Annotated in this window: 28 protein-coding genes and 1 riboswitch; of the genes, 12 read left to right on the plus strand and 16 right to left on the minus strand. The window is 47.2% G+C overall.

The features are described from left to right. On the minus strand, positions 1-185 hold a 185-nt coding region (locus V7723_RS18625), incomplete at its 3' end, for a hypothetical protein (protein ID WP_335686003.1). 220 nt (positions 186-405) lie between these two features. On the opposite strand from V7723_RS18625, the gene V7723_RS18630 reads away from it, so the two are divergent. Next, positions 406-2,256 carry a PHA/PHB synthase family protein gene (locus V7723_RS18630; protein WP_443024262.1) on the plus strand — a complete coding sequence of 617 codons (1,851 nt, stop codon included), beginning with the start codon at positions 406-408 and terminating at the stop codon, positions 2,254-2,256. Here the strand turns inward: V7723_RS18630 and V7723_RS18635 are convergent, their stop codons facing one another. Beyond that, on the minus strand, positions 2,257-2,898 hold the full coding sequence (locus tag V7723_RS18635) for a cytochrome P460 family protein (protein WP_335686005.1): 642 nt from the start codon (positions 2,896-2,898) through the stop codon (positions 2,257-2,259). A 79-nt stretch (positions 2,899-2,977) separates the two neighbouring features. Then, positions 2,978-3,424 (minus strand): cytochrome P460 family protein, encoded by a 447-nt coding sequence (locus V7723_RS18640; protein WP_335686006.1) that lies wholly within the window; start codon positions 3,422-3,424, stop codon positions 2,978-2,980. 91 nt (positions 3,425-3,515) lie between these two features. On the opposite strand from V7723_RS18640, the gene V7723_RS18645 reads away from it, so the two are divergent. Both V7723_RS18645 and V7723_RS18650 read left to right on the plus strand, forming a co-directional pair. Next, positions 3,516-3,695, plus strand: coding sequence for a hypothetical protein (locus V7723_RS18645; protein ID WP_335686007.1), 180 nt, complete (start codon positions 3,516-3,518; stop codon positions 3,693-3,695). Positions 3,696-3,713: 18 nt separating this feature from the next. Next, positions 3,714-4,034 (plus strand): hypothetical protein, encoded by a 321-nt coding sequence (locus V7723_RS18650; protein WP_335686008.1) that lies wholly within the window; start codon positions 3,714-3,716, stop codon positions 4,032-4,034. 211 nt (positions 4,035-4,245) lie between these two features. On the opposite strand, the gene V7723_RS18655 is transcribed toward V7723_RS18650, so the two are convergent. From V7723_RS18655 to V7723_RS18670, 4 genes are all read right to left on the minus strand, one after another. Continuing rightward, complete coding sequence (locus V7723_RS18655) at positions 4,246-4,770, minus strand: gamma carbonic anhydrase family protein (RefSeq protein WP_335686009.1); 525 nt, start codon at positions 4,768-4,770, stop codon at positions 4,246-4,248. A 26-nt stretch (positions 4,771-4,796) separates the two neighbouring features. Continuing rightward, a complete protein-coding gene (gene argC / locus V7723_RS18660) occupies positions 4,797-5,858 on the minus strand; it encodes an N-acetyl-gamma-glutamyl-phosphate reductase (protein ID WP_335686010.1) in 1,062 nt (353 codons plus the stop codon). A 46-nt stretch (positions 5,859-5,904) separates the two neighbouring features. Further along, positions 5,905-6,237 (minus strand): hypothetical protein, encoded by a 333-nt coding sequence (locus V7723_RS18665; RefSeq protein WP_335686011.1) that lies wholly within the window; start codon positions 6,235-6,237, stop codon positions 5,905-5,907. A gap of 149 nt (positions 6,238-6,386) precedes the next feature. Then, entirely contained in the window at positions 6,387-6,596 is a 210-nt protein-coding gene (locus V7723_RS18670) for a cold-shock protein (protein ID WP_335686012.1), read from the minus strand. Positions 6,597-6,881: 285 nt separating this feature from the next. Between V7723_RS18670 and V7723_RS18675 the strand changes: the two genes are divergently transcribed. Genes V7723_RS18675 through V7723_RS18690 form a run of 4 tightly spaced genes read left to right on the plus strand, consistent with a single transcriptional unit; the run spans position 6,882 to position 9,089 of the window. Beyond that, a complete protein-coding gene (locus tag V7723_RS18675) occupies positions 6,882-7,529 on the plus strand; it encodes a LysE family translocator (RefSeq protein ID WP_335686013.1) in 648 nt (215 codons plus the stop codon). A 9-nt stretch (positions 7,530-7,538) separates the two neighbouring features. Beyond that, positions 7,539-7,961 carry a GFA family protein gene (locus tag V7723_RS18680; RefSeq protein WP_335686014.1) on the plus strand — a complete coding sequence of 141 codons (423 nt, stop codon included), beginning with the start codon at positions 7,539-7,541 and terminating at the stop codon, positions 7,959-7,961. Positions 7,962-7,971: 10 nt separating this feature from the next. Then, positions 7,972-8,469 carry a GFA family protein gene (locus V7723_RS18685; RefSeq protein ID WP_335686015.1) on the plus strand — a complete coding sequence of 166 codons (498 nt, stop codon included), beginning with the start codon at positions 7,972-7,974 and terminating at the stop codon, positions 8,467-8,469. Then, positions 8,466-9,089, plus strand: a complete 624-nt coding sequence (locus V7723_RS18690; protein WP_335686016.1) for a CatA-like O-acetyltransferase — start codon at positions 8,466-8,468, stop codon at positions 9,087-9,089. The genes V7723_RS18685 and V7723_RS18690 overlap by 4 nt, the downstream gene beginning before the upstream one ends. On the opposite strand, the gene V7723_RS18695 is transcribed toward V7723_RS18690, so the two are convergent. Then, on the minus strand, positions 9,086-9,637 hold the full coding sequence (locus V7723_RS18695; protein WP_335686017.1) for a PAS domain-containing protein: 552 nt from the start codon (positions 9,635-9,637) through the stop codon (positions 9,086-9,088). The two genes, V7723_RS18690 and V7723_RS18695, sit on opposite strands and share 4 nt — an antisense overlap. A gap of 179 nt (positions 9,638-9,816) precedes the next feature. After that, positions 9,817-10,593, minus strand: coding sequence for a DUF169 domain-containing protein (locus V7723_RS18700; protein WP_335686018.1), 777 nt, complete (start codon positions 10,591-10,593; stop codon positions 9,817-9,819). A 135-nt stretch (positions 10,594-10,728) separates the two neighbouring features. Here V7723_RS18700 and V7723_RS18705 point away from each other — a divergent pair, with 135 nt between their 5' ends. Then, complete coding sequence (locus V7723_RS18705) at positions 10,729-12,096, plus strand: MFS transporter (RefSeq protein ID WP_335686019.1); 1,368 nt, start codon at positions 10,729-10,731, stop codon at positions 12,094-12,096. Positions 12,097-12,147: 51 nt separating this feature from the next. Here the strand turns inward: V7723_RS18705 and rpsI are convergent, their stop codons facing one another. From rpsI to V7723_RS18720, 3 genes are all read right to left on the minus strand, one after another. Beyond that, positions 12,148-12,684, minus strand: coding sequence for a 30S ribosomal protein S9 (gene rpsI, locus V7723_RS18710; RefSeq protein ID WP_443024263.1), 537 nt, complete (start codon positions 12,682-12,684; stop codon positions 12,148-12,150). 2 nt (positions 12,685-12,686) lie between these two features. After that, positions 12,687-13,151: a 50S ribosomal protein L13 gene (gene rplM, locus V7723_RS18715; RefSeq protein WP_335686020.1), complete on the minus strand. Its 465-nt coding sequence runs from the start codon at positions 13,149-13,151 to the stop codon at positions 12,687-12,689. 159 nt (positions 13,152-13,310) lie between these two features. Beyond that, positions 13,311-13,721: a PaaI family thioesterase gene (locus V7723_RS18720; RefSeq protein ID WP_335686030.1), complete on the minus strand. Its 411-nt coding sequence runs from the start codon at positions 13,719-13,721 to the stop codon at positions 13,311-13,313. Positions 13,722-13,918: 197 nt separating this feature from the next. Here V7723_RS18720 and V7723_RS18725 point away from each other — a divergent pair, with 197 nt between their 5' ends. The 3 genes from V7723_RS18725 to V7723_RS18735 are packed head-to-tail and all read left to right on the plus strand — an operon-like array spanning position 13,919 to position 16,513. After that, positions 13,919-14,725 (plus strand): enoyl-CoA hydratase, encoded by an 807-nt coding sequence (locus V7723_RS18725; protein WP_335686021.1) that lies wholly within the window; start codon positions 13,919-13,921, stop codon positions 14,723-14,725. 5 nt (positions 14,726-14,730) lie between these two features. After that, entirely contained in the window at positions 14,731-15,222 is a 492-nt protein-coding gene (locus V7723_RS18730; protein ID WP_335686022.1) for a CoA-binding protein, read from the plus strand. Position 15,223: 1 nt separating this feature from the next. Then, positions 15,224-16,513 carry an O-acetylhomoserine aminocarboxypropyltransferase gene (locus V7723_RS18735; RefSeq protein WP_335686023.1) on the plus strand — a complete coding sequence of 430 codons (1,290 nt, stop codon included), beginning with the start codon at positions 15,224-15,226 and terminating at the stop codon, positions 16,511-16,513. Here the strand turns inward: V7723_RS18735 and V7723_RS18740 are convergent. Genes V7723_RS18740 through thiM form a run of 3 tightly spaced genes read right to left on the minus strand, consistent with a single transcriptional unit; the run spans position 16,510 to position 18,829 of the window. Next, on the minus strand, positions 16,510-16,890 hold the full coding sequence (locus V7723_RS18740) for a VOC family protein (protein WP_335686024.1): 381 nt from the start codon (positions 16,888-16,890) through the stop codon (positions 16,510-16,512). The genes V7723_RS18735 and V7723_RS18740 overlap by 4 nt on opposite strands. Further along, positions 16,883-17,953 (minus strand): COX15/CtaA family protein, encoded by a 1,071-nt coding sequence (locus V7723_RS18745; protein WP_335686025.1) that lies wholly within the window; start codon positions 17,951-17,953, stop codon positions 16,883-16,885. Before V7723_RS18745 ends, V7723_RS18740 begins: the two co-directional genes overlap by 8 nt. A gap of 60 nt (positions 17,954-18,013) precedes the next feature. Further along, positions 18,014-18,829, minus strand: coding sequence for a hydroxyethylthiazole kinase (gene thiM, locus V7723_RS18750; RefSeq protein ID WP_335686026.1), 816 nt, complete (start codon positions 18,827-18,829; stop codon positions 18,014-18,016). A 62-nt stretch (positions 18,830-18,891) separates the two neighbouring features. After that, a riboswitch (TPP riboswitch) is annotated at positions 18,892-18,991 on the minus strand. A 153-nt stretch (positions 18,992-19,144) separates the two neighbouring features. Here thiM and V7723_RS18755 point away from each other — a divergent pair. After that, positions 19,145-19,426, plus strand: a complete 282-nt coding sequence (locus V7723_RS18755; RefSeq protein WP_335686027.1) for a hypothetical protein — start codon at positions 19,145-19,147, stop codon at positions 19,424-19,426. A gap of 106 nt (positions 19,427-19,532) precedes the next feature. Here V7723_RS18755 and V7723_RS18760 read toward each other — a convergent pair. Next, positions 19,533-22,102, minus strand: a 2,570-nt coding sequence (locus V7723_RS18760; protein ID WP_335686028.1) for an Ig-like domain-containing protein, incomplete at its 5' end; no start/stop codon positions are given.

The following is a 22,102-nucleotide window of genomic DNA, read 5'->3' on the forward strand; positions in this document are numbered from 1 at the left end:
GCCGTTGCAGCTCCTGAATCATTTGGAACTGTACTTAGAGTCGGATATTCCGCCGATTTTTCATCTTCCGCATCATCGGTTGAGCAACCGGCAACAACCAAAAAACTGGCAACGAATAGAAACCCTGCCGCTCTTTTTAGAAATCTGGAATTTGAGTTCATCGGTACCGTAACAAGTTCATCCATCTCTACGCCCGCTTTAAGATATTCAGAAATCAGTTAGTCCCTATTTTAAAATAGAAAACTTTTTGATTTAACTTAAGTAAATTCAAAGATATCATAAAGCATATGAAGGGCAAATTCGCAACGATTTCTAGTAAGAACAACAACCGCGAGCGACCGACTGGCTCCTTTTAGATCCAGCCTTGATATTTCAGACAGGTGTACCGGTAACGCTTTGTCGACCATGACCAACAGAATAGGTGCCATTGTGCAAAAAAATGACCCGCAAGAAAGCAGCCAGGAAATTCTCGACAATTCAAAAGAGTTCGCAGAAAATTTCGCCAAGATTGCGGTGCAAAGTCAGGAGATAGTCACCGAATTCCTGAACAGTCAGCAAACAAAAGATGTTGATCCGGATCCGTTGAATATCGGCAAAGCCTTCATGGACATGACCACCAAAATGATGACGGATCCAGCTAAGATACTGGAGGCACAGACAACTCTCTGGAAAAATTATCTTGATCTTTGGCAGAACGCAGCGATGCGTGCCGGCGGTCAAGAAGCCGATCCAATGGTCAAGCCGGAAGCTGGGGACAAACGGTTCAAGTCGGATGAATGGAACAAAAACCAAGTGTTTGATTATATCAAACAATCCTACCTTCTCACATCTAACTGGGTACAAGACACAGTCGCAGACGTTGAAGGCTTGGATGAGCACACAAAAAAGAAAGTCGATTTTTATACCAAGGTCTATACGGATGCCTTGTCTCCGACCAATTTCTTCTGGTCCAATCCTGATGTTTTAAAGAAAACCGTGGAAACCAAGGGTGACAACCTGGTGCATGGTCTTGAGAACATGCTGGACGATCTGAAACGAGGCAAAGGGCAAATAAGTCCAAAGATGACCGATGAAAGCGCCTTTGAAGTCGGCAAAAACATTGCCGTCAGTCCGGGCAAGGTCGTCTTTGAAAATGACTTAATGCAATTGCTGCAATTTTCGCCAGCAACGGACAAAGTCTATAAAAAACCCCTTCTTATCACGCCGCCCTGGATCAATAAATTCTACATCCTCGACTTGAAGCAGGAAAATTCCTTCATCAAATGGTGCGTAGAACAAGGCTACACCGTCTTTGTAATCTCCTGGGTCAATCCGGATGAACGTCATACCGAGAAAACCTTCGAAAGCTATATGTCAGAAGGAGTTTTGGCGGCCCTGGATGCCATTGAAACGACTATTGGTGAAAAGGAAGTAACGGCTATTGGTTATTGTATCGGTGGAACATTAATGGCCACAACCTTATCGTATCTTGCCGCGATTGGCGAAACCCGGATTACCGCATGTACTTTTTTTGCGACACAATTGGATTTTGAAGATGCCGGCGATCTCCTTGTCTTTACTGACGAAGAGCAAATACAGATTATCGAACGTAAAATGGAGGAAGCCGGTTTTCTGGAAGGCAAAGATATGGCCTCCACTTTTAACATGTTACGCTCCAATGATCTTATCTGGTCTTTTGTTATCAACAATTACATGCTGGGTAAATCCCCGTTCCCATTCGATCTCTTATATTGGAATTCTGATACAACTAATATGCCCCCGAAAATGCATAGTTTTTACTTGCGCAACATGTACCAGAAAAACTTGTTGCAAAAGCCTGGTGCGCTTACCCTGGGTGGCCATCCCGTCGATCTGACGAAAGTGAAAATTCCAATTTTTGTTCAAGCCAGCAAAGAAGATCATATCGCGCCCTTCAAATCCGTGTTTAAAGACACCAAACTTTTTGGAGGCCCTGCAGAGTTTATGCTGGCGGGATCTGGCCATATTGCGGGAGTGATCAATCACCCCGATGCCAAGAAGTATCAGCATTGGACCAATACCAAGAAGAAAAAGTATGAGACGGGCGAAGAATGGCTGGCGGAGGCTGATGAGCATCCTGGATCCTGGTGGCCCTATTGGGACAAATGGCTTAGTAAGAAATCCGGACCAAAGGTCGCCGCGCGCGATCCGTCCAAGGGCAAGTTAAAAGCCATCGAGGATGCACCGGGAAGCTATGTCAAAGTCCGCGCCAAAGAAGGAAAGCACAAAGAGGGCTAATCACGGATCCTTGCTATAGCCTTTCGGGACGTAGAAAATATGGTCCAGCGTTGCTTTTGCGGCATGGCAACCGATGCAAAATTCAACGATATCACTGTTTTCCCCGTTGGTTGTGCCAAAGACACTTCCGTCGGGCAATACCATTGTGTATTTCCAATCGCCACTGGGTTTATTAAATCCTTTCCCCATTTTCTCCATCAGAAACAACGCACCGGGGAAAATACTTTGATCTGACGTCACCGAAAAACTGTCTTTCGCTAGAATTGAGCCTTTTGGATAGGTTTCTCCGCGCTTCAGTTTCCCGTAGTCTTTTGCAATCTCATTCGCATAATTATCGACGTACCGGGCGCCATGGGTTGCCGAAATGTACGGGGCATTATTGTAGCGCTTCCAACTAGTATATTTGGTCGCTGCACCAATATCCGACATGGCAAAGATAGCTTTTATCTCTGGAAGGACCGAGAGGTAAATCTGCTCAGCCTGTTGTTTGGTTAGATCAGCAGGATTGGAGAGTTCAATATGCCCAATAGGTTTCACATCATCGTCTTGTTGAGCATATGCAGGAAACAAAAATAAGCTGCTAATCAACGCAGTGACTATTATTGCAAGGTAATTTTGAAAACTTCGAGCCGAAGCGAACATGATTATCCTTTCAGATAAAGCGACACCCCTCGTTTAAAATCGACTGATGCCGGCCATCCCGACATCAGTCTTTTCAGTGTTAATTAACGCGCACTTCTTCCGGCAGGAAGAAAAGACTATCCGTATCTTCTGCCGCCATATGACATTCATAGCAGAATTTTACAGCACCACTGCCCTGCCCATTAGTGGTTCCCACCGTTTGACCATTTGGTAGAATTAGGGTGTATTTCCAGTTGCCACTGGCTTCATTAAAGCCTGCGGCCATTTTCTCCATCATGAACAAAGGCCCGACGACCGCGCGACCGTCTGTTTGAACGGCAAAACTGTCTTTAGCCAAAACCGACCCCACCGGCATTTTTCCGCCTTCCTCATAAAGAGCGTAGGCTTCCTCAGCTACGGCGTTGCCATAATTGCTAACATGACGGCCTCCATGAGTTCCAGACGCATATGGTGCAGTGGAGAAGATCTTCCAATCCATATAATAACCGGCATCCTTTACATTCGATTTCGCATATGAATTTTTCATATCCTCATTCAGACAATCATATGCGGCGTTAGCTTCCGCGGGCTCAAGCTCAACGTCCGCTACTGCAGCTGCGCCGCACGGGCCACAAGGATTGCAGGGATTACAGGCATTTGCCGCACAGGGATTTTTTGCAGCGCATGGATTACAAGGATTGCAGGCTTTTTTCGCAGCACAAGGATTACAGGCACTGCAAGCTTTCTTTGCGCCACAAGGATTACACGCACCACATGGCTTTTTAGCGGCGCAAGGATTACAGGCTGCCGCTTTTTGAACTGATGGAACGATGCAGTTGGAACTACTCTTTTTTGCCGCGCAAGGATTACAGGCATTCGCTGCGCAAGGATTCTTTGCTGCACATGGGTTGCAAGCGCCGCAAGCTTTCTTGGCTGCACAAGGATTACAGGCACCACAAGCTTTTTTCGCTGCACACGGGTTACAGGCATTCTTTGGTTTTTTTGCTGCGCAAGGATTACATGCCGCCGCTGCAGGTTTCAATGTCATCATGGAAACTGGGACGGCAACCGTCGTCACAGCAATAATTCCGCCAACGCCCATCAGCGCGGGGATAATGGTCGTCGATAATAGTTTTCCATTAAGTGCCAGCATGTAATTTTTCTCCCATGATTCAGTAGTTCCTACCAATTTTGTGTCATGGGAAAAGTTACGCCTAGATTCCACAACAATCCTCTCAACTCTCTTCACGATAGAGTGAAAGGAAGGATGAAATAGGCTATGTGCTGGTTACAGGACGAAAAGACAAGGTCGTATACAGTTGGCCTGAAACTCTATCAGGGAACCTCGGTAAGATGCTTTATGCTTTGTTACGAAAGCTCGCTGATATATACCTGTGCAAGACCTGCATAATGCGTTGCACCACCCGTTAGATTTTCTTTTTCCTGATCCGATAGAGGTCGTATAAATTTCGCAGGCGACCCACCCCACAATTCACCAGCGGCAACCCGCTTGTTTGGCGTAACCAGTGCTCCAGCCGCAACCATTCCGCCGGTTTCCACAACGGCTCCATCCATCACAGTAGCTCCCATACCAACGAAACTACCCGTTTCTAGCGTGCAGCCATGGATCATACAATTATGACCAACGAGGACATCGTCGCCGATGATCGTGGGGTGTGTGCCGTTTGAAACATGTATGATCGTTCCATCCTGAACATTGCTGCGCTCCCCAATACGAATGTAGGAAACGTCGCCGCGCAAAACGCAATTAAACCAAACACTCGACCCCTTGCCAATGACAACGTCACCGATAACGTTTGCTGAAGGTGCTATAAATACGCCCCCTGCCACTGTGGGAACGATGCCTTTGAACGGAAACAGTTGGTTCGTCATAGGGTCTATTTATCCTGTCTTTCGCCTTATGGGAAAAGCGGTGCTTGTTCCAATGCGGTCGTTTCAGCGAGGTCAAACATCACGTTCATGTTTTGAACCGCCTGACCGCTTGATCCTTTAACCAGATTATCAATTGCTGCAATTATCGTCGCCCTTCCGGGAATACGATCATCGAAAACATTAATTACGCAATTGTTTGAGCCCCGGACCATCTGGGTTTGCGGCACAGCGCCCTCAGGCAACAATCTTATGAAAGGCTCATCACCAAAAGCAGCGGAATATTCCGCCCTCACATCCCGGACAGTTTTTCCTGGTGAAAGCCGGACATGACCGGTAATTAATTCTCCCCGGCTCATAGGCACCAGATGCGGGACAAAATTCACTCGAATATCAGCTGCAGGAACCTTTATCGATTTAGCGATTTCCTGTTCTATTTCCGGTGCATGTCGATGCGACGCAATACTGTAGGGGCTGAGACCTTCTCCTGCTTCGCTAAACAGAGTCATTTGTTTTAAACCTCGCCCTGCACCGGTGGTTCCGGATTTCGCATCGATTACGAGATCATGGGGATCAATAAGCCCAGCCGAAACCAATGGCAACAGTGCCAATAAAACTGCTGTTGGATAGCAGCCGGGGCAAGCGACAAGTCTCGCATTCTTGATTTCATCACGATTAAATTCAGTCAGCCCGTAAACGGCTTCGGATTGCAATTCCATAGCGAAATGCTCATGCCCATACCATTCTTCATAGGTTGCCGGATCCTCAATGCGAAAATCCGCAGATAAATCTATTATTTTCAAAGTCGTTGATAACCCGACTATAATTTCTTGCGTCGTGCCATGGGGCAACCCGCAGAATACGACATCCACGTCGTCCCACGGAGCAGAATCTACAGAAATCATGTCTGGCAATCCGTATCCGCCTAAATGTGGGTAAACATCCTGAACTGGTTGACCAGCTTTCCGATCCGCGGTTAAGAAGCAAATTTCTATATTCGGATGCCGTAGCAATAACCGCATAACTTCCGCACCCGTGTAACCGCTGGCACCAAGGATACCTGCCTTAATTTTCTGAGTAGGATTCATCATGTATTACAGACGCTCATTGACGAGGTCTGCTCCTTCTTCTTCGCAATTAGGTAACCAAATATTGCTGATGCTGACCTTTCAACGCTTTGTCTGCAAACCAGATCAATATGTTTAAATCAAATCCTTCACGGCTGTCGTCATCCAGTCGGAGACGGCCTTTTTTAAGGCCCGCTAGAATATCCTTATTTGCTTTTCGAAGAAGAGCGTTGCGAACAGCGCCGCGAACATCAAGTTGATCTTTCATTTCTACAATCAACTCTTCACCTTTAAGGGTATGAACATAGTCCTTAATTTGTATTGAAAATGCATCATCGGCATTCAAGCGAATACCCAGGTCTTCAATCTTCAAATCGTCCCCATTATTAATTGGGTAGTCCATATCCATAAAGTCCTTACGCGTTATAAACAACTTTCAGCATGTTGTTTACATCAAATAATGAGCTTGGCAATGCCTGGTCCAGCATCAAGAGCAATATAGGCAATAAAAAAGGCGGCTCTCGCCGCCTTTTCAATAATTCCGAACATATTTTAGTCCAGCAGCACGAGCTCTTCAGCGGATGCCTTGCCGTTTCGACCTTCAACCAGTTCAAATTGAACTTTAGCGTTTTCTTGAAGGGTCGTTAACCCAGCTTTTTCAACAGCTGAAATATGCACAAAAGCGTCTGACCCGCCACCTTCTGGCTCGATAAATCCAAATCCCTTAGTCGGGTTAAACCACTTTACTGTACCAATTGCCATTTTTTGTCTCCTGGACACTAAATCTATAGAACCGTACACAGCCGCTGACAAAGTGCCCAATTGCAGCGAACAGTGAACGTAAGGGCATTGCGCTACATCTATAAGAATGCATATACAATACTCCGATATTTCGGGTAATAGAAAATATTCAAGATTGCAAGTAAGAATCTTGTCAATTGAAGTTTTTGTGATCTTCATCACCAGATAAATATCAACTTGCCTTTAATCAGTATGGTCTGAAAATTGATTGGTGGTAAGTTGTGGTCTCAAAAATGGAGACGCCCCATGTTGCCTGATTCCGCGCTTATCTTTTCCTTTGTTTTAAGCGCACTACTGCTTACTTTAGCCCCTGGTCCTGACATAGTTTATGTGGCCATGAGAGGCCTATCACAGGGATGGCGGGCTGGGGTAGTTGCCGCACTCGGCCTTATTACCGGAATTTTCGTTCATATTACGCTTGCAGGCCTCGGCCTTTCAGTCTTACTGGCATCTTCTCCGATCCTCTTCACCATTATCAAATATGCCGGGGCTTTTTATATAATCTATATCGGTTGGCAAATAGCTCGCTCGGGACCTCTCAATGTGGAAAAAAGCGCCCATCACCCGACCCTCGGCCAGATATACCGACAAACCATTCTAATGAATATTTTAAACCCAAAGGTAGCTCTCTTCTTTTTGGCCTTTTTACCGCAATTTGTTGATCCGACTTCAACACATGCGACAGCCCAGTTTATATTTTTTGGTTTCTTGTTTCAGGTCTGCGCTCTCTTGGTGATGGGTAGTATGGGTATATTCGCCGGCACAATCGCGTCGGCTTTGAAACAAAACAAGGCTGTAGGTTTATATATTAATCGTGTCAGCGGCTCTATCGTAATGCTCTTGGGAATATTCATTCCGGCAAAAGATATTTGGGATTTCGTTTTAAAAAACTAGGAGATTAGTGTGAGCAAAGATACTTCGATTCTTAAAGGTAGTTGTCTTTGTGGTGCCGTCGCTTTTGAAGTAGAGCCACCACTACGAGATATTATTTCCTGCCATTGCACGCAATGCCAAAAATCCAGCGGACATTATTTCGCCGCGACTGCGGCCACCAAGGACGCGCTGCATTTTACGCAAGACCGTGGCCTCAAATGGTTTAAATCCTCTAACTGGGCAGAGCGCGGGTTCTGCATGGAATGCGGTGCAAATATGTTCTGGCGACGACCAAATCACGACATGGTCAGCATTCTTGCTGGAAGCCTGGACGGGGACACAGGTTTGAAGACTGTTCGTCATATATTTGTCGCTGACAAGAAAGATTATTACGATATCGCGGACGGGCTACCGCAATTCGACAGTTTTCCAGAAGAAATGAAAAAACAATAGAGGTTATAAAATGCTCTTAAAGGGGTCTTGTCACTGCCAAGCTGTAACTTTTTCTCTGGAATCTGATCAGCCCTACCCTTTCAATCACTGTTTTTGCAATATTTGCAGAAAAACGCAGGGCGGTGGCGGATATGCCATAAATTTGGGCGGTTACTCGAGCTCCTTAACAGTTGAAGGCGCTGAACATATTTCCATCTATCAGGCCGCGATTGAAATGACCGACGGAGAATATCAAACCAGTAACGCGAAGCGCCATTTCTGCGCCAAATGTGGAAGCGGCCTTTGGCTTAATGATAGTCGCTGGCCAGAACTCGTTCATCCTTTTGCATCGGCTATCGACACAGAGCTGCCAGTTCCGCCTGAACGAACCTATATGATGATCGCGTCGAAAAACAGCTGGGTTCCCCTTAATCGTGGCAAGAATGACAAGGTTTTTAAGGCGTATCCGGACGAATCTCTTTCTGACTGGCACCAACGCGTTAGTATTGACAAGAACTCGTCGACATGAAGAATATTAATTTGGATAGTTGGAATCGCCGGCGACAATTCGAGCTATTTCGTGGTTTTGATTTTCCTCATATGAGCGTAACCGGCCCAGTTGAAATAACGGAATTCATGGATCAGGCGAAATCACGAAATTTTTCGATATTTAACGCCGTCCTATTTACGATTATGAAAACGGCTAATGGTATTAGTGAATTTCGAACCCGGTTTGGCGGCGAAAAAGTTTACGAATATGACACAGTTCATCCTTCTTTCACGGTGCCGATCGCCGACGATCAATTCGCCTTTTGTGAAGTGGTTTTCGATGACGATTGGAACGTATTTGATGCCGCATGCCGGCTGGCAAAAATTGAGGGAGAAAAACAAACGGAGTTAGATGAAAATACTTCTACCGAAGACCATTGGATTTATCTTAGCTGTACGCCCTGGTTGGATTTTACAGCAGCGCATCATCCAGTTGCGAGTGCGGAAGATTGTATTCCCCGCATTGCCTGGGGGAAAATTACCAATTCTGACGGCCGTTGGACAATGCCTGTCAATGTACAGGCGCACCACGCACTGGTTGACGGGTTACATATTGCAAACTTTTATAAAATGTTGAAGGAGAACTTGAAAAACTTCTAGTTGCTAGGCGTAGGCTTAAAATCAAGATTGATAAATGTGCTCCGCTCAACACCGAGTTGCCGTATTTGATCTGTCCGCGCATCGCGAGCGCCGTTTCCTTCAAATCCGTTAGAATAGAAAACCAGTCGATTACAATTGTCACACTCATCTAGTAAAGGAAAACCAACAGATATGGTTCTGACGGTTTGCCCGCTTTCCGCCGTTCCGGTCAATGTTGTAATAATCCCGCAGGGCCGTCTCGTCAGTTCCAGCATAATTTGACCAGCTTGTGCCCGTGTATCTTCAGGATAAAAATCCAATAGGTTTCTTCCCGTAAGTTCAGTTCCCATTTGCTCGGCAAGATTGGTTCCAGCAAGGCGCGAAATAATTTCAGTCTCTGAAATAACTTCGTATATTTGAATACCAGGTAAAAGTGACACTATTTTCGTTGGATCAAATTTACTACGCCGTGGCACCAATTGATCATAGTCTAGTCCACGCCAGTATAGTGCGAATTCCTTGGATTCTTCAGTAATCCAGTCAATTTCTTCAAAAACTTTCATAGACATAAAAATACGCCCTGTCCCACCCAGAATAAAGTCTCGCTATTTTTGACTAGCGACCCTAAAATTTTTTCGTTTTTAATTCACTTGTTTTATATACATACTCTCCTTTTATGCAACCCTAGTTTGACCGATACACTTTTTTGCAAATAATAGTTGGGTTAATACATAAACCCTTATTGCGATTATTTGTTGTAACTTACAGCCAACCCCGCTCGAGCATCATTTTGAATTCCATATTGGGGAATGGGATACCGCAATCCGTTGGAAGAAAGCTTGGCAAGACCTTCCACCACTTTAGGAAGATATGCAGGTGGAATAGCCATCAATAATTCGTCTTCCATAACACCACCATAACGGCGCTCTGCGAAACATGGCAGCGACAGGCTAGGCTCCCCCGTCGACAAAGCTCTTCCCCAGGAATCAGCGCAGGAAGATTCTCCCACGACACTAAAATCCAGTTTCTTGTATCCCGCCCATTGTAAGCCGTTAATAAACAAGATCATTTGTGCTGGTGTCATATAAATCAAACAAATATCTGGCGGGTTCAATCTACCGGATGATAAGGGCGATACAGCCATCGCCGTGTACGTTCCTGCCGGTACGACTTGCATTGCCGTTTGGTGATTAGTGGCATCTTCCGTTGTCTCGTACCAAACGCCGGCATAGTTCTCCCCTTTTTGCCAAGCGTCGTCCTGGGGGCGCAATCCAAGCACAGCCCCACATTGAGCACCGACGAAATCATCAGCCGTGGCACCGACAGTCCAACCTAACCGGCAAGCCTGCGCGACAATTTGATCCGCGGTGTGAATGAATTGCGGGCGCCGAATGCGATCAACGGCTTCCATCTCTTCAACCGTTTCGAATAACTTCATACCAATTGGTGTGGCCCGTAACCGAAGGTACTTGTTAAGCCCGCCGAGAAGCTCGTCCCAATTATAAAATTCTTTCATCTTTTTCATTTTTTTCTCCCTTTTTTATAGATTGGCATGGCCGCATTTGAATGTCACCTGGTTAGGCCGCCTGTATACTATTTTACAAGGCCGCTTTATCCGCTTACGGTTAAGTATTGAAATTCGCGATGAGGTGTCACTCGGATGATCCGAATTACCGATGAGAACCGAAAATGGTGGGTTCTCGCCGCTATGGGCGGCACACTCGCACTCATTGTGCTTGACGAAACCGTCGTTGGCGTCGCCCTTCCAACTATTCAAAAAGAACTCGGCATGTCGCAGGTCGGTAGCCACTGGATCGTCAATGCTTATTTTCTGATTTTCACCGTTCTCGCTGCGGCGGCAGGTAAAATGGGAGACTTATTCGGTTACCGCAGGATGTTTATGGGCGCCCTCATCATTTTCGGCTTATCTTCGATTGCCTGTGGATTTGCTGAAAATAGCGCCTGGATTATCATTGCGCGCGGATTTCAGGGACTTGGCGCGGCGGTGATCTTTCCGTTTACTGTCGCAATGATCACAGCTGTTTTTCCACCAGAACAACGCGGACGAGCCTTTGGCATACAAACAGCCATTGGCGGCACATTTATTTCTCTCGGGCCGCTGGTTGGTGGATTTTTCACAGAGGTACTCAGTTGGCGATGGATTTTCTGGATCAACATTCCGTTGATCATTATCATTGCCGTGGTGGTCCTATCTGCCTGGCGCGAACCACACAAGCCAACGAACGAGGGAGCTTCAGGATTTCAACAAGTCGATTTCAAAGGACTTGGATTGATGATTGTCGCTCTAAGCACCTTCGTCATTGCCGCAATGGAAGGGCCGGATTACGGTTGGGATAATCCATTTATCATGGCTGGATTCGCTGTCGGTCTGATAGCTGCAATTGCGTTTGTTTTTGTGGAGACACGGTTGAAAAATCCACTCATCGAGCTCTCTTTGTTTTCCATGCGCACTTTTTCCGTGATGAATGCCACCGTATTTATGGGCGAGTTCGGCAAAATAGCCTTGATCATTTTTGGCGCCCTTTTGCTGCAAGATAAATTTGGCATGAATCCATTAATTGCTGGCGTTGCCCTGCTGCCAGCTGTCATCCCTTCTCTGTTTTCATCGCTAATTGCTGGATCTTTAGCCGACAAATTTGATGCCCGTAAAATATCACTTATGGGTTTGGTATTGAACTGCAGCGCAATGGTCTGGATGGCGGTGACCGTTACTTTGGATAACTATTACTACCTTATTCCAGCCTTTATCGCTTGGGGTTGCGCACTACCGTTCCAATTTGTTTCAACCCGCCGTGCCATCGTTAATTCCGTGGCTGCCGATAAACTCGGCCAAAGCAGCGGATTGACCATGACCGCTCAGTTATTAGGCGGAACCGTAGGCATGGCAACCTGCAGTGCCCTCTACGCAAGCACAGGTCATTTCGCTGTATTATATCTTGTAACAGCGGCTATCATGGGGATTGTTGCGCTCGTTGGCTTTTTCAAGATGCGCAGTGAATTTGCATAAAAAAAGGGCCCCCCGAAGGCAGCCCTTTTCGTATTTGTATGTCCGTCGCGATTAACGCTTGGAGAACTGGAAGCTCCGGCGCGCTTTCGCCCGGCCGTATTTTTTCCGTTCCACAACCCGACTATCGCGTGTCATGAAGCCTGCAGCTTTCAAAGGAGGCCGCAATGCAGGTTCGTAATATGTCAGTGCTTTGGAAACACCGTGACGTACGGCACCAGCCTGGCCGGATAGTCCGCCGCCTTTAACCGTACAAATGACGTCAAACTGACCAACACGATCAGTTACTTCAAACGGCTGCAACAAAAGCATCCGCAGAACAGGACGGGCAAAATAGCTTTCCTGGTCCCGACCATTGACGATTACCTTACCAGAACCTGGTTTGATCCAAACACGTGCAATCGCGTTTTTCCGTTTACCGGTGGCATAGGAACGGCCTTGCTCGTCGATTTTTGGATCCGGCAAGGCAACTTCGATAACTTCTGCAGCTTCGATAACTTCTGCCCCGGCTTCAGCGGCGGGCGCGTCAGCTGCGGCTGCGCCGCTTGTCAGGGTTTTCAGATCCTCAAGGGAGTTTGCTTCATCAGCCATACTTAGGCTCTCCTTACGTTCTTGGAATTCATGGAAGCTACGTCCAGAACTTCGGGGTTTTGTGCTTCATGAGGATGTTCCGCTCCGGGATATACACGGAGGTTACTAAACTGTTCCCGGCCCAATGCACCGCGCGGGATCATCCGCTGAACAGCTTTCATAATCATGCGTTCCGGATTATCACCGCCCAGGATCTTTTCCGCTGTGCGGCTTTTGATCCCACCAGGATAACCAGTGTGCCAATAGAAAATTTTGTCAGTCAATTTTCTGCCTGTCAAAGCGACTTTCTCGGCATTGATGACGACAACATGATCACCGCAGTTAATGTGCGGCGTAAACATGGGTTTATGCTTACCGCGCAAACGGTTCGCAATAATCGAGGCAAGACGACCGAGAACGAGGCCTTCAGCATCGATCAGCAGCCATTTTGAGTCCACCTCAGAGGGTTTCGCAGAATAGGTTTTCATTTTAAACTCAGCCTTCGCTATAGCGTGCCATAACAAAACAAAGGGAGCACATCGCTCCCCGGTATGGCGCGGATATAATCCCTGTTGAGAGTCATGTCAAACGAAATAACGCAATTATTTCACTGATTTAACATTACGGTATCATATTACCGCATAATTTTACTTTTTTGGTGGAATAGCATATGTCAATGTTGCATGAGCTACTGGATCTTCAATTCCGATGGAGTAAATAGATATTTCCCCGGTGGCAAGAGTCTTGCCTAATTTAAGAATATTTCCCCTGGCAACTATGTCACCGGGCGCAGGTTTGCGCAAAAAATTAATATTCAAATTTGTTGTCACTGCAAGTGCCACCGGCCCGATTTGGGCCAGCAGTAAAAGATACATTCCAGTATCTGCCAGCGCCATCATTGTTGGGCCCGATACCGTACCGCCGGGGCGAAGATGTTGATCGGTTACCGACATTCGAATGGTAATTGTCTTATCATCCACATGCTCTACCCGCATATTCATATGATCTACTTGCGGAAAATGTTCACGATTGAAGTCTTCAAGCATTTTGGCTGTCATCAAAGTCACAGTCAATTTCTCCATATTTCTTAAATTATTTCTGAAACCATAAGCAGCACTCGAAAAGATGGCAACTTATTCTCGGTGAACCAGCCAATTCACAAAGACCATACAGTCATTGATCCTCTATCATAATAAGCTATGTTATGGTCCAACAGCGCGAAACGAACCTGTCTTCCGCAGAAAAGGAGGGATTAATGTCTGAAATAATCAAAGAAGAAATGATAGACGAAGATGCCATCGTCCTGACCATTGCTGATAAGATTGCGACGATACGGCTAAACAATCCGGCAGCGCGAAACGCTCTCTCAACCAGCGTCATGGCCAGTATTCAGGAAATGCTCGACGATCTGCACGGCTCCAAAGAGGCGCATGTTGTCGTATTGGAAGCAGTTGGACCGGTATTTTGTTCAGGACATAACCTGAAAGAGATTATTGGGATCGACCGTGAGGCGACGATGCTAGAGCTGTTTGAGCAATGCAGCAAGATGATGCAGAGTATCGTCAATCTGCCCAAGCCCGTAATCGCCAAGGTAAATGGCATGGCAACAGCGGCCGGAACTCAGTTGATCGCTTCATGTGATCTCGCCTTTGCATCCTCAACATCAACATTTGCAACGCCGGGTGTAAATCTTGGTTTGTTTTGTTCGACGCCGATGGTTGCTTTAAGCCGTAACGTATCTCCCAAACACGCGATGGAGATGCTGTTAGGGGGTGAATTTGCGGACGCCGAGCAGGCAGCTCGTATTGGGCTGATAAATTATGCGGTAGCGGAAGAAGATCTGGACAAGACGGTTCTTGACTATGCAAACCGTATTGCGTCGAAATCTCCCCTCACCGTCCGTACTGGAAAAGCCGCATTCTACAGCCAACTGACAATGCCGTTGGACGAGGCCTATGCTTATACGTCACGCGTCATGTCTGAAAATATGCAGACGCTAGACGCACAAGAAGGCATATCCGCCTTTTTAGAAAAACGTAATCCGAAATGGCGCGGTGAATAGCCCTTATGAATCATGACAATTATGAAGATGCTTATATCGGCGATATTCTAAATACTGTCGAAACGATAGCCGTTGTTGGCGCCAGCGATAATCCGGCACGCCCCAGCTATTACGTTATGAAATATATGAAGCGTAAGGGGTTTCGTCAAATTCCGGTCAATCCTGGCAAAGCTGGAAACGAGATCATCGGTGAGACTGTCTACGCCTCCTTGCTTGATATTCCCGTACCTGTGGACATGGTCGATTGCTTTCGAGCCAGCGACGCCATTCCCGGTATCGTTGATGATGCGATTAAAATCGGCGCCAAAGTAATCTGGATGCAACTCGGTGTCCGTCATGACGAGGCCGCCGCCAAGGCTGAAGCCGCCGGTTTAAAGGTTGTCATGAATAAATGCCCAAAAATTGAATACGGACGCCTGTCCGGTGAGATTGCATTCATGGGTGGGCGCTCCGGCATAATTTCCGCAAAACGTCAAAAACTTGTTAGAAAGAAATAATATGAGCGATCCGAAATTTGAAACCTTGTCCATTCATGCCGGTGCAACACCCGACCCAACCACAGGCGCCCGTGTAACACCAATCTATCAGACGGCGTCCTATGTTTTCGATGATGTGGATCATGCGGCAGAACTTTTCAACCTACAGGCTTTTGGCAATATCTATAGCCGCCTTACCAACCCAACCAATGCCGTGCTCGAAGAACGAGTCGCAACACTTGAAGGCGGTGCAACAGGTCTTGCTGTCGCGTCAGGTCACGCGGCGCAATTGGTGACATTTCATACTTTAATGGAAGCTGGCGACGAATTTCTGGCATCAACTCGGCTATATGGCGGATCGATCACTCAATTTAGCCAGGCGTTTAAGAAGTTTGACTGGAACGCCATTTTCGTTGACCCGAAAGACCCGGAAGATTTCCGAAAAGCCATGACACCAAAATGTAAGGCTATTTTTATCGAAAGCCTTGCCAACCCCGGTGGTGTTATGACCGACATTCAGGCTATCGCGGATATCGCCCATGAAGCGAATATTCCTCTCATCGTTGACAACACATTGGCTACGCCATTTCATTGCCGACCCATTGAGTGGGGCGCAGACATTGTTTTACATTCGGCCACAAAATTTCTTGGCGGACACGGAAACTCTGTTGGCGGGGTTATTGTCGATAGTGGAAAATTCGATTGGCGGGGATCCGGAAAATTTCCAACAATGAGTGAACCTAACCCCTCCTATCATGGCCTGAAATTTCACGAGACCTTCGGCGAACTAGGCTTTGGCATAGCATGTCGCGCATTGGGGCTTCGCGATTTGGGTCCAGCGCTATCCCCTTTCAATGCTTTTCTGATACTGACGGGCATCGAAACCTTGCCCCTTCGCATGGAGCGCCACAGCCGAAATGCACTCGCCGTTGCCAACTATCTCAAAGACCACGATAAAGTGGCTTGGGTTTCCTATGCAGGGTTACCCAGCGATCCCTATTACGAATTGGGACAGAAATACCTTAATGATGGGGCCGGTGCGGTTTTAACTTTTGGGATAAAAGGCGGGTATCTTGCCGGTATTCAAATGGTCGAGAATATGGAACTCTTCTCGCATTTGGCCAATATTGGCGATACCCGCAGTCTGATCATCCATCCAAGTTCAACCACACATCGCCAACTTGAAGAGGAACAACAAGTAGCAGCGGGTGCAGGACCAGATGTTATCCGGTTATCCATCGGGATCGAGAATATAGATGATATTGTCGCCGACTTGGCGCAATCGCTTTCCAAAGTCACGATAACCGACTAACGATCATATGTCGCAAGTTCGATAAGGTTGAGATCCGGGTCCCGCACGTAAATGGATGTGATGGGCCCGGTTGCTCCTGTACGACTAACAGGCCCTTGTAAAATAGATATGGACGCCGCCTCCAACTTGATCTGCAATTCAGCAAGATTGCCTGACAAAATAAAACAAAGATCCGCGGTTCCGGGTTTGGCAAGCAGCGCTCGCGGCTCCAATTCTCTTCCTTGAATATGTAAATTTATTTTTGAGCGCCCGAACGTCAGCGCCTGTCGGCCCTCCCCGAAAACTTCAAGCCCCATTCCAAGAACATTGCAATAGAATTCCTTGGTATCTTCGAGATTTGCCACCGTCAGGACGAGATGATCTAGCCGATCAATCATAAGAACGCCTTCCATAGAGTTCGTGAACCACAAACAGACTGAACGTCAAAACGATAATACCACCAGCCTGATGCAATGCTCCCAACGACACAGGGACCACGTAGAGCAGCGTAAGGATACCAATAAAGATCTGAATAAACACAACAATCAACAAATATGATATGGACGATCGAACCGCCAATTCAATATTTTGAGAGCGGCTAATCAGGTACAAAAGAACGCTGACAGCGGCAACAGCATAGGCGACCATTCGATGGGTAAATTGGACGGCAGCGGGATTTTCGAGAAAATTTACGTACCAAGGCTGCATGTACAGCAATTCTTCCGGTACAAAATGGCCCGCCATTAATGGCCAGTCATTAAAGACAAATCCGGCATTCAATCCCGCGACAAACCCGCCGATCAGAATTTGAAGGGAAATTAGGGCAAGCAAAGCTATTGACCAGAATCGAGCGGATCCAGGTTCCTGGCTCCTGCGGTTTTTTACGGGGCGCAATAGATCAAAGACTGTCCACAAAATCACCGAATAGATCAAGCTGGCAAGTGCCAGATGAGCTGTTAGGCGATAATGGCTGACATCCGGATCATCGACAAGACCGCTCTTGACCATGAACCAACCCATGCCACCTTGTAAGCCGCCCAATATAAAGAGAAAGGTCAGCCGCGGAACCAGCGGGCCCCGGATCCGCCGGAAAACAAGAAATAAAACAAACGGGATAAAAAAGGCGAGGCCAATGACCCGGCCAAGAACACGGTGGGAAAATTCAAAGGCATAAATCCCTTTGAACTCCGATAATGACATCCCCTTGTTCACCTGTTGATACTCCGGGAACGCTTTATACCGGTCAAATTCAGCTGTCCACGCCTGGTCACTGAGCGGCGGCAACCAGCCCGTCACGGGCTTCCAGTCGGTCATGGACAAGCCTGAATTGGTCAGCCGGGTCACTCCGCCCAGGACGATCATCGCAAATACCAATATAGCTACCAGAATCAGCCAGGAAACAATCAGTTTCTGGCTTGTCGGGACCGCGGCAGAAGACGATACGGCATGTTCATTTTCCATGCTTGGCAACATACCGAACTACCGACAGAATGCAATGCCTTGCGACCATCCGCCGCAGTTCTAAGAGACCTCTCGGACATTCAACCGAGCCATCAAATCTTCCTGTGTTATCGCATAGAGCTGATCGAGAAATTGCGGCAGGAAACTGCCTGGGCCCTGTGATTTCATTGCCGCCATTTCCCCTGCAATACTTACCAGTGAGATGGCGTTTCGCGCCGCGGTATAAGGGGTTTCGCTCACCGCTGAAAAAGCACCTGTAATTGCTGCCAGAATACAGCCCATTCCCGTGATATTCGGCATAAGACTGGAACCATTTGCATGGATCGTACAATTCGTTCCATCGAGCACCACATCTTCCGGGCCGCTAATAGCTATCGCCGACACATCAAATTCATTTATCAAGGATTGTGCTGCCGTGATTGCGTCAGACGGCAGGTATAAACTGTCTACCCCTTTTGATTGCACCTGTTGATTGGCGAGCGCCAGTATTTCGCCGCCATTCCCCTTCACGATTGGTCCATTTGCCTGTTTAAGAAGAGAAAGTGTCGTATTTGTTCGTAGGGCACTTGCTCCGGCGCCCACTGGGTCAATAACAATCGGAATTCGCTTTCTATTGGCATATTCCACCGCAATCTCCATGCTCTTTATCTGCTGCAAATCCAGCGTTCCAATATTGATAACCAAGGCATTGGAGATACCGACAATTTCTTCAAGCTCTTCGGGCGCATGGGACATAAGGGGAGAGGCCCCAAGTGCAAGCAGCGCATTCGCCGAAAAATTGGTGACAACAAGATTGGTAATATTGTGAATCAGCGGCCGGTTTTCGCAAATCGATTCATAGTCTGACCAAATTGACTCTATAATTTTCTGTTGCATGTCCTTGCTTCCATTTATGTGATCGTAGGAAACGTGACATCAACAACCGACTAAAAGGGCGATTTCTGACAACGGCACACTCCCTACGCTGGTTTTAACCAGATCAGGTTCAAAGGGACAGGCAAACAAGCCATCTCAGCAATAGCGCCCCTGGGGTTGTAACACTGGCACTTTACTGTTTGTGCTCCTGCGCTGTCTAGTTGAATTTAACCAAAAATATCGCCTTCGAACCCTCAATCGTACGGGAGCCAATTACAGCTCAAATAATAGTATTTTACATTGACCTGACTTAAGGCCAGCGTGATATGAAAATGAATGCCCACGCTCGGAGACCTCAAAACTTATAACCGCAGAATTGAAATTCGGTGTCATGACTGCACGAGATCTGCTGTGCTGGTCACCGATATATTAATTGAAAATTTGAAAAAGCGCTTACCGCCTGCCCTTGTCTATGTGATGCCAGTTGAGAACATTTCAAAGCGCATGGTCTGTAGCAGCACCAACTGCCAATCCAAGAACCTGTCCACCTACCCCGCGCCCTCGCCGACGACACCTTTTGAAACGGGTTATGAGTATCCTCATTTCACTCCGGGATAAGATTACTCTGTGTCGGGATTTCTATAATCCGGGCATAAACCTACGTCAGCAATTGAACCGGCAGCGCGTTGAGCGCGGCGCGATTCTGAGTGCCGTGTAACGTCATTTATACTGGAGTTTGCCAATTCGCAGCAAGCACACTATCCAATGGATCATATGTAGGATCCGACAGATCAGTCTCGCCACCGCCAGGCGGAGAGAAACTAGCCATGGCAGAAACAAGGGCTTCGACACCCGTTATATCTGTTACTTGCCCATCACTCGTCTCAATACCTTCAATCTTGTTATCAGCTGCGGCATACCAGTTTTCGACAGTGATCTGATCACTGGTGCCAATAACCGAGATGAGTAAGTCGTCCCCCGTTTGCTCGAACCAAAGCTGGTCATGGTCGATGCCTGTATCAAGGACAAGGGTGTCCGAGGCCCCATCCGAGGCGTTATCATCAATAACGTCCTGGCCGTCACCACGAGTGAAGATGTAGCTGTCTGCGCCCTGACCACCCGAGATCGTATCATCGCCTACGCCACCTTCCAGAACGTCAGCGCCATAACCGCCTTCAAGTATTTCATTGCCGTCATGCCCGATGAGGATGTCGTCGCCTGATGTTCCTATGGAAACTCTGTCTGCAGCCCCGTAAATTCGGCTAAACACACCTTCGCTGGATCCATCACCTGATACCGATGTCCATGTAATAATAAAACCGCCATCGGTAAGCGCTGCAATTGATGGATGATGTTGACTACTGGTCGTATAATCATTCACTTGGAATTCTGTTCCAACAACGGCCCCACTTGCATCATATTCCTGGCCAAATATGCCGTAACTGCTGCCGTCTTGGCCATTTGATGCCCAGACTGCGACAAAACCACCGCCGGTAAGCCCTACAACATCCGAATATCTTTGCAGGCTCGTCGTATAAGTATTTGCTTGAAATTCTGCGCCTATCATTTGACCAGAAGCGTCAAAGCGTTGGCCAAATACTCCATAGTTGCTCCCATCCTGAGCATACGATTCCCACGTGACAACAAAACCACCGTTTTGCAACATCGCCACGGATGGCTCTCTTTGTGTACTAGAATAGTAAGTGTTTATTTGGAACTCTCCTCCCACTGCCACGCCAAGAGACGTATATAGCTGTGCAAAGACACCTGTACCGCTGCCATCCAATGCACCAGCACTATCCCAGACTGCAACAAAACCACCCCCTGCTAGACCAGTTAAATTAGGATTGTTTTGGCTACCCGAAGTCGTCGTGTTAAAACGCAACTCTGTGCCTACCATATTTCCTAGTGCGTCATAGGCTTGACCATAAGCTCCCTGGGAACTGCCATCTTGCGACGTAGAGTACCAAGCAACCACAAAGCCACCACCCGCAAGTCCTGTTACATCCGGCTCATATTGCGCATTACTTGTATAAGTATTCGCATGAAATTCAGCGCCAACCGCAACACCGCTAGAGTCATATCGTTGGCCATAGATACCATATGATGGATCTTGACTACCTGCGTAAACTACGACAAAACCGCCATCATCTAATCCAGCAACAGCCGGATAGGACTGCGTCCCGGAGGTATATGTATTAACCAGAAATTCAGAACCTAAAGCACCGCCCTGCCCGTCATATCTCTGCCCATAAATTTCTGCTCCGGAATGCATGGAATTCCACACAACGACATAGCTCCCGTCGTCAAGCACGGCAACTGACGAATAACGCTGCTGTTGAGAAATTGACGTATTAACTTGCTGAATGGTCGCATTAACCGTGGGATCAAAAACCTCAACAGTCATCTCTCCAATTGTTATGTCCCCATTTTCATCTACAAATCGATAGGTAAAGCTGTCTGAGCCACTGAAGCTTGCATCTGGAGTATAGCTATAGGATCCGTCTGGATTGACAGTAACGGACCCGTTTGTCGGGCCTTCCTTCATGTCATAGACCAGCGAACCAACATTTTGTCCATAGCCCTTAGATAGGATTCCACTGGCTACAGCGTCTATGGGTACGTTGATCAATCCGCCTTCAATTGCCGCTGTAAAAAAGCCGTTGCCATCCATAACCCCATCAGCGAACTCGAATTGCGCTATCCCGCTTAAATCGTCGATACCATCACTTCCTGAGTTTAGATGTTCAATCGACCAATTACCCGTCAAGGCATCTTTCAAGACATTGTATTCAGCGAAAGATGCCGAATATCTTGCAGCATCGTCGCCTTCACCGCCCACGAGGGTGTCATCTCCAGCACCGCCGGTAAGCGTATCATTGCCAGCACCGCCAATCAGAAGATCATCCCCACTGCCTGTGGTTATGCTATCGTCGCCCTCAAACCCTGTTATTAGGTGATTAGTTGCCGAACCTGTCGTGTCAAGTGTATCGGCACCTGCTGTTGCTTGGGTAAATGTCGCAATATCCTCAATCTTGATTGAGCGGCCATCGTTTAAGGTAATATGTTCAATGGTATTTTTGTTGTCAGTCCAGTCAATAATCTGTACATGATCCAGCAGCTGTGATGCTGTCGTTCCCGTATCGCTCTCATTGCGGATCCCGATATAGAGGTCATTCCCGATGAGCTCAAACGCCAGGTCATCCAGCGTAATTCCGGCGCCAAGCTGCAAGATATCATCGCCACCTTCTTTCTCCTGTAAAATATTTACATAGTGAGGAACCCAAATGGCTG

The sequence above is a fragment of the Sneathiella sp. genome, from assembly GCF_036960985.1.
Classification (GTDB): domain Bacteria; phylum Pseudomonadota; class Alphaproteobacteria; order Sneathiellales; family Sneathiellaceae; genus Sneathiella.

Bases quoted from the DNA above. Each gene is read 5' to 3' on its own strand.
- V7723_RS18630 (WP_443024262.1), top strand. From the start codon at position 406: ATGACCAACAGAATAGGTGCCATTGTGCAAAAAAATGACCCGCAAGAA.
- V7723_RS18635 (WP_335686005.1), bottom strand. From the start codon at position 2,898: ATGTTCGCTTCGGCTCGAAGTTTTCAAAATTACCTTGCAATAATAGTC.
- V7723_RS18640 (WP_335686006.1), bottom strand. From the start codon at position 3,424: ATGAAAAATTCATATGCGAAATCGAATGTAAAGGATGCCGGTTATTAT.
- V7723_RS18655 (WP_335686009.1), bottom strand. From the start codon at position 4,770: ATGACGAACCAACTGTTTCCGTTCAAAGGCATCGTTCCCACAGTGGCA.
- argC (WP_335686010.1), bottom strand. From the start codon at position 5,858: ATGATGAATCCTACTCAGAAAATTAAGGCAGGTATCCTTGGTGCCAGC.
- V7723_RS18665 (WP_335686011.1), bottom strand. From the start codon at position 6,237: ATGGACTACCCAATTAATAATGGGGACGATTTGAAGATTGAAGACCTG.
- V7723_RS18670 (WP_335686012.1), bottom strand. From the start codon at position 6,596: ATGGCAATTGGTACAGTAAAGTGGTTTAACCCGACTAAGGGATTTGGA.
- V7723_RS18675 (WP_335686013.1), top strand. From the start codon at position 6,882: ATGTTGCCTGATTCCGCGCTTATCTTTTCCTTTGTTTTAAGCGCACTA.
- V7723_RS18685 (WP_335686015.1), top strand. From the start codon at position 7,972: ATGCTCTTAAAGGGGTCTTGTCACTGCCAAGCTGTAACTTTTTCTCTG.
- V7723_RS18690 (WP_335686016.1), top strand. From the start codon at position 8,466: ATGAAGAATATTAATTTGGATAGTTGGAATCGCCGGCGACAATTCGAG.
- V7723_RS18695 (WP_335686017.1), bottom strand. From the start codon at position 9,637: ATGTCTATGAAAGTTTTTGAAGAAATTGACTGGATTACTGAAGAATCC.
- V7723_RS18700 (WP_335686018.1), bottom strand. From the start codon at position 10,593: ATGAAAAAGATGAAAGAATTTTATAATTGGGACGAGCTTCTCGGCGGG.
- V7723_RS18705 (WP_335686019.1), top strand. From the start codon at position 10,729: ATGATCCGAATTACCGATGAGAACCGAAAATGGTGGGTTCTCGCCGCT.
- rpsI (WP_443024263.1), bottom strand. From the start codon at position 12,684: ATGGCTGATGAAGCAAACTCCCTTGAGGATCTGAAAACCCTGACAAGC.
- rplM (WP_335686020.1), bottom strand. From the start codon at position 13,151: ATGAAAACCTATTCTGCGAAACCCTCTGAGGTGGACTCAAAATGGCTG.
- V7723_RS18720 (WP_335686030.1), bottom strand. From the start codon at position 13,721: ATGACAGCCAAAATGCTTGAAGACTTCAATCGTGAACATTTTCCGCAA.
- V7723_RS18725 (WP_335686021.1), top strand. From the start codon at position 13,919: ATGTCTGAAATAATCAAAGAAGAAATGATAGACGAAGATGCCATCGTC.
- V7723_RS18730 (WP_335686022.1), top strand. From the start codon at position 14,731: ATGAATCATGACAATTATGAAGATGCTTATATCGGCGATATTCTAAAT.
- V7723_RS18735 (WP_335686023.1), top strand. From the start codon at position 15,224: ATGAGCGATCCGAAATTTGAAACCTTGTCCATTCATGCCGGTGCAACA.
- V7723_RS18740 (WP_335686024.1), bottom strand. From the start codon at position 16,890: ATGATTGATCGGCTAGATCATCTCGTCCTGACGGTGGCAAATCTCGAA.
- V7723_RS18745 (WP_335686025.1), bottom strand. From the start codon at position 17,953: ATGGAAAATGAACATGCCGTATCGTCTTCTGCCGCGGTCCCGACAAGC.
- thiM (WP_335686026.1), bottom strand. From the start codon at position 18,829: ATGCAACAGAAAATTATAGAGTCAATTTGGTCAGACTATGAATCGATT.
- V7723_RS18755 (WP_335686027.1), top strand. From the start codon at position 19,145: ATGCCCACGCTCGGAGACCTCAAAACTTATAACCGCAGAATTGAAATT.